4 protein-coding genes and 1 pseudogene are annotated in these 6,570 nt (G+C 43.0%); 3 read left to right on the top strand and 2 right to left on the bottom strand.

The genetic code is table 11. The features are described from left to right. The first annotated feature begins 5 nt into the window (after positions 1-5). Positions 6-935, top strand: coding sequence for an L-lactate dehydrogenase (locus AC5V8P_RS22105; protein WP_064797093.1), 930 nt, complete (start codon positions 6-8; stop codon positions 933-935). A gap of 109 nt (positions 936-1,044) precedes the next feature. Here AC5V8P_RS22105 and AC5V8P_RS22100 read toward each other — a convergent pair whose 3' ends face one another. Then, positions 1,045-2,145 carry a DUF3900 domain-containing protein gene (locus AC5V8P_RS22100; RefSeq protein ID WP_063210543.1) on the bottom strand — a complete coding sequence of 367 codons (1,101 nt, stop codon included), beginning with the start codon at positions 2,143-2,145 and terminating at the stop codon, positions 1,045-1,047. Positions 2,146-2,451: 306 nt separating this feature from the next. Between AC5V8P_RS22100 and AC5V8P_RS22095 the strand changes: the two are divergent. Further along, positions 2,452-3,665, top strand: a pseudogene (locus AC5V8P_RS22095) (MFS transporter). Between the two features lie 589 nt (positions 3,666-4,254). Beyond that, positions 4,255-6,216 (top strand): endonuclease MutS2, encoded by a 1,962-nt coding sequence (locus AC5V8P_RS22090; RefSeq protein ID WP_064797092.1) that lies wholly within the window; start codon positions 4,255-4,257, stop codon positions 6,214-6,216. Positions 6,217-6,404: 188 nt separating this feature from the next. Here AC5V8P_RS22090 and AC5V8P_RS22085 read toward each other — a convergent pair. After that, the coding region (locus AC5V8P_RS22085) for an HAD family hydrolase (RefSeq protein WP_495473867.1) at positions 6,405-6,570 on the bottom strand (166 nt) is incomplete at its 5' end.

Raw genomic sequence — 6,570 nt, 5'->3', positions numbered from 1 at the left:
ATTTAATGAGCTTAAAACCTTACAAACGAAGTAGAGTAGCTATTGTCGGCATGGGAGCGGTTGGCACAACAACTGGTTACACCCTGCTGCTGCGCCAACGCATGTCAGAACTTGTCTTTATTGATGTCAACGTCAAAAAGGCAAAGGGGGAAATGCTCGATATGAATCATGGCCTTCCTTTTCTCGGTGGCGTTAAAGTGTGGGCGGGTAATTATGAAGACTGCCGTGATGCAGATATCATTATCGTTACAGCAGGCGCTTCACAAAAACCTGGTGAGACACGCATCGATCTGCTGAAGCGTAATGCCGAAATTTTTGAAAGTATTATTGATAATATCGTCAAGGTCAATAACCATGGTATTTTGCTAATTGCAACCAACCCGGTTGACATTCTCTCCTACATCTCTTGGAAACGCAGTGGTTGGCCTTCAAGCAGAGTTATTGGATCGGGTACATTACTGGATAGCGCACGGTTCCGCTATCTGATCGGGAAGGAAAAGGGTATTGACCCACGAAGTATCCACGCTCATATTATTGGTGAACATGGTGACTCCGAATTGCCTGTATGGAGTACAGCTAACGTTGCTGGAACACCTCTGGAACTAGGTGAAGAAACGAAAATTGAAATTTTTGAAAATACCAAAAATGCTGCCTATGAAATTATAGATGCCAAAGGCGCAACATCTTATGCCATCGGACTGGCTCTCGACCGCATCGTAGCTGCTATCCTTGGGGATGAGGGGTCTGTACTTAATGTGTCCACTCTGCTGGAAGATTATAACGGTGTATCTGATGTTTATTTAGGTGTACCAAGTATCGTGGATCACAATGGAGTACGTGAAATTTTGGATCTTCCGCTCAATGACGAGGAACGTGCAAGGTTCATTCAATCTGCGGACAAGCTGAAAGACCAAATTAGCAAAGTGCATATGTAAGCCAAGAAACATTAAAGCTATACAAAAAGAGGCCTCACAGCGGGTGCATCCGTTGTGAGGCCTGTATATTATCATATAATTCCGCTAGTCGCCTTGCTATCGTAACTAATTACCAAGGGGGCGTATCGCCACCCATCCCCTCATTTTCATTTCGTTTCTCTTTGAGCCGCTCAGCCACCGTTTCAAAGGATTCAGGTTGAAGCAGCTCAATCGGTGAAAATCCCTTTTCAAACGTAAACGCGTCACCTTCAATAATAAGTGCATATCTATCATGAAGTTTCGTGATATGCAGCTTGGCACCAAAGTCGGATAGTAACCCACGTACAACCGTGTCATCCAGTTTGAAACGAACTTCAATTTCCGGTTTTAGCTCGACAATATGCTGCGCTGCTTCTACGACCTGAAGGGGGTCCCACTTCCCTTGCAAATCTCGCTTTTCGCTGGCCGCCCATAGCTCCAGATCTCGCTCTTCCTGCTGTCTTTCTTCATTAGATGCATCCGGCCATTTGGTTTCTACATAGTTCTGAACAAAGCCCATGACATGCTCATTAACGATTTCCGGCATGGATTGCTCATAAGTAACAAATTTCAGAAAGTCTTCAAAATACCGTGCATGCGAAGACTGGTGGATTTTAAGCTCCCATTCATCGTTCATACCCTCCTCCAGCATGTAAGGATACATGATGGATTTCATATTCCGGGCTGAAATGGCCATTTCGACTTCACTGACCAGGCTACTTTCAGTAATCCGTGCAATTTTAGGTTCAAAATCACATTTGAGTACAAAAATAAACGGGTCGTCAGAGTGGGTATTCAATGTGGCCTGTACTATGATCAGTGCTCCACCTCTTACCGCGCTTGTATCCAGATACATTCGCACTAGGTCATCACATGCATTTTTAAAATCTTCCTTATCTTCTGCTGCACGTAGTCGGGCAAACATATTGAAATTCGGATTACTGCTTAGTTCATGTTCCGGTTCGACGATAAAGCGGCCGATTTTGGTCGGTGCCTGCTCTGTGCTGGGGTTTTTTTCAACCTTTCGCTTACTTATACGAGCAAATTCCCCATCCAGAAATTTTTTGACATCACTCTCGTCGTAATCATAGTCATCCATTGTAGCATAATGCTTGTAGGACTTACCGCCTTGTCCTTCTTTCCCGTCTACCTGAATAACAAAAAAAGATAAAAAGTCCACTTGAAAGTTCATTTACGTTTTATACGCTCCTTTTCAGGCATGTACGCGTAATTATATCACTATGATTTTAAAAGGTACATCGGGATTCAGATTCTGATAGATAAAGACTCGCTCTAAATTTTACATAACAAATATTATGTAAACCTATACCGCTTCCTTCTCCCTGCTTTGCTTCGTCTATGATTTTAAAAAAACATTTGACTAAATAGCAGTACTTTTATTATATTATCTAGTGTTATATAGACAAACTATGATTTTGTTTATAAAAACACAGACATTAAGGGTGGTGCCCTGAAAACAGAAAAGGAGAGATTGTTGTTGTTTAAAAATCCATATATAAGGACCATTATCGCCTCCAATGCACTGCTCAATTTGGGCATCTGGGTGCGAAACTTTGCCATACTGTTGTATGTAACAGATCTGACTCATAATGATCCCAAATACGTGTCACTCATTTCGGTTGCTGAATTTGCGCCTATCTTTCTGTTTGCCATCATTGGAGGCACGTTCGCGGATCGTTGGCGGCCTAAAAGGACAATGGTTAGTTGCGATCTGCTGTCGGCCGCATCTATTTTTATCGTGTTGCTCGCATTATGGTACGGATCATGGCAGGTGCTTTTGCTATCCACTTTCTTTTCGGCGATTCTATCCCAATTTTCTCAGCCGTCTGCGATGAAAATATTTAAGCAGCATGTTGCCCCAGAGCAGCTCCAGGGAGTGATGGCCCTTTTTCAGTCTCTTATGGCATTGTTTATGGTTATCGGTCCTGTAATCGGCACATTTATTTATCAACACTATGGAATCTTCGTTTCATTGTCTATAACCGGGATATTGTTTCTCATCTCGGCGCTTGTTTTGACTCGTATTCCACAAGACGAACAAGTGCTTGAGATAACCGATCAACCAACTCATTTCATTCAAGAGCTTAAAGAAGGAATACGTTATGTATGGAATAACCACACACTTCGTACGCTTGGCGGAACATTTACCGTAATTGGGCTAGCGGTCGGGCTTATTCAACCATTAATGATTTTTGTCGCGATCGAGAATCTTGGGCAAAGCAAAGAATTCCTGCAATGGCCATTAATGGCGAACGGAGCAGCTATGCTGGTGGGAGGTGGCCTGAGGGGATTGCCAAAAAAGTACAGCCGCAATTGCTGCTGGTTACCGGACTTTTGATCAGCACACTGACCACCTTTGGAGTCGGATGGTCGCACAATATTGTGTTGACAATGGCATTACAAGTATTCAGCGGCCTATTTTATCCGTGCATCCATATTGGTATCAACACGATGATGATGAAAAATGCCGAAGCTGCTTTTATCGGTCGCGTCGGCGGTGCCCTCTCTCCCCTATTTTCCGGGATGATGGTCGTTGGGATGAGCATCGGCGGAACACTCAAAAGCGCATCATCCTTGATCACTGTATATACGGTGAGTGCCGCTTTATTTTTAGTTGGAGCGATGCTGTTATTACCACTGCTTCGTGACAGACAGCCTGTACAAGCTGTGACATCCGCTGAGTCTAAATAAAACCATAAGAAACCGCCCGGGACATATGACATGCCATACACCGGGCGGCTTCTTAAATTCAAAATAAACAAATCGACCTTGACTTCAATACCTGTCTGATCGTATATTATGGATATATCTTCAATTAAGGGAGAGATTTTAATGTCGGTGAACGTTCTTAACTAAGCAATTGCATATTCAGGGAAGACCCTCAGGTGCTTGTCCCCTTCTGGGACAGGTTTGTTTCTTGCTGAGTTTTTACCCTGGTATTAGTTAAGAACATGCGGATATCATAAATCGCCTTAGGGATTATTTTCATTTAGGCCTTATTCCGTGCTGTGTTCAGCACGGTTTTTTTGTTTCCAGCTTCGTTAACTCCTTTTACACGTTTTCCTATTTATAAGCCAATTAGCTGATATGTTGGTTGGCCTATGGATTAAAACGTAGAAATGGAAAGAGCATATGCTGGATTATAGGCTTATTTGATGATACATTCCCTCTCCCTTAAAGGGCGGAGAATGAACGTTTGTTCATTCTCCGTCCTTTTTTATTTTCCAGAAAAGTTTGTTGAAAGTCCTGCTAAACACAACTAAAGAGGAGAGATTTATTCATGAATGAAACTACAATGCTGCGTTTGGAATATAATCAGATTAAAACAAGAGTATCTGAATGTGCCTTTTCGTACCTGGGTAAGCATCATGCCGCTACCATGCAGCCAATTACGGATATCCGTACCATCCGAATTCGTCTTAGCGAAACGAGCGAAGCTTTACAACTCATTCGTCACGGAGCTAGCGTACCTGTTCCTTCGTTGGAAGGAATGGAGCACATACTTCACCTCTTAGGAACCGGCTATATGTTCAGCGAGCGTGATTTTTCCCATTTGGCTCAATTCATTAGAAGTTGCATGCAGTTGATGAAATATATGCATGCCAAAGCGGATGTTGCTCCAACTGTCAGTGCATATACCTCATCCATGTATGGCATGGAGTCACTCCTATCCGAAATCGAGAGATGCATTTATTCGGGTCGAGTGACGGATCACGCTAGTAAAGAACTAGCTAAAATTCGCAAAAAAATTGCAGTTACTGAAGAACGCATAAAGAGAAAACTGGACTCTCTTACCAGCCGGCACCGATCCATCATGCAAGACAATATGATCAGTCAACGCAATGGCCGTTATGTGCTTCCGATCAAAAAAGAATTCCGTAAACAGGTGAAAGGCAATGTACTGGATGAATCAGGAAGCGGCCAAACCGTCTATGTTGAACCTGCAGAGATCGTAAATCTGCAATTCGAACAGAGCGCAAACATGGCAGAAGAATCCAAAGAAGAAATGAAAGTACTGGGAGACCTGACCGCAATGGCTGAGTCATATAGCCGGGAGCTAAGCATTAATACAGAGACGGTAGGTGCACTGGATTTTTTATTGGCTAAAGCCAAATACGCGATGACTCTGGATGCGGTCTCTGTCGAGCTTAACGAAGACGGGATTATAAATCTTCATGGTGCACGTCACCCGTTGATGGCTCATACGATGGTGCCGCTAGACTTCTCAATTGGTGAGGGTTATTCATCACTTATTATTACCGGACCGAATACAGGCGGAAAAACGATGGCCCTTAAAAGTGTCGGTTTGTTAACACTCATGGTGCAATCCGGCCTGCTGGTACCTGTTCTGCAAGGCAGCCGCATGGCTGTATTCGAAGACATTGTGGTAGACATTGGGGATGGCCAAAGTATTGAGCATGCTTTGAGTACGTTTTCTGCACATATCCGCAACATGATTGACATTTTGGAAACAGCAGGCAGCTCTACTCTGATCCTAATCGACGAAATGGCCTCTGGTACCGATCCGGGAGAAGGTGTGGGCCTATCAATCGCACTATTGGAGGAATTTCATCGTCGCCGGGCGACGGTAGTGGCTACCACCCACTTTAGCGAAATCAAGCATTTTGCTGAAAACACACCCGGATTTCAAAATGCTCGTATGGAGTTTGATACCGAAACGTTGCAACCCTTGTACCGACTTCGTATTGGGGAGGCGGGAGAAAGCTACGCGTACCAAATTGCTCTAAAGCTGGGCATGTGGACTCGTATTATCGAGCGATCCGAAGCCATTTCTGCTGGAAGGACGGCGCAGAATTCACAAAAATCCCATGTTATTCCTCCTCCTTTTGAGAATAAAAAGTCTGATGATGTAGATAAAACCTCCCTTGAAAAAGCGTCTACAGACCAAAAAATCGCAAAACAGAGGAAACAAGAACTCCCTCTCCATTCCAAACCATTTGTCCTGGGAGATAGTGTGTATGTCGGCTACCTGGATCGAACCGGAATTGTATATAAAACCGAGGATGAGCGAGGCAATGTAGGGATTTTGATTCAAGGACAGAAGCAGATCATAAACAAAAAGAGACTTGTCCTTCACATCGCTGCTACAGAATTGTATCCAGACGACTATGATTTAGATATTGTTTTTGAAACCAAGGAAAATCGCAAAAAACGGAAGCTTCTCGCGCGCAAGCATGTTCAGGGGCTAATCATTGAATGTCCTCCGGAAAATGAAAAGTAAACGCATGTGCAGGTTCTTCATGAGAAATACATGCTTCGGAATGTTATATGTATGAAATAAACATAATCTATATTATGTAAACTTAGTGAATACAAAAAGGCGTGTCTTAAGCTAAAGGCACGCTCTTTTGCTTTTATTTTGTCTTATACTTCAGATAGTGTGACTGCATGTAGTTGTAAATAGCACCATTAATGCTTTTGTAAATCCATCATTTTCTTTATTGTTAATAACACACCATTCTCTTCATTGGATTTGGTAATAAAACTTGCTGCATTTTTAGTGTTCTCACAGGCATTTTTTACAGCAAAACTGTATTTGGCAATACTCATAAGCTCCACATCATTTTCACCATCT

The organism is Paenibacillus sp. N119s, assembly GCF_059447605.1.
The sequence above is the reverse complement of the archived record's forward strand: the minus strand, read 5'-3'. Positions and strand labels throughout refer to the sequence as shown.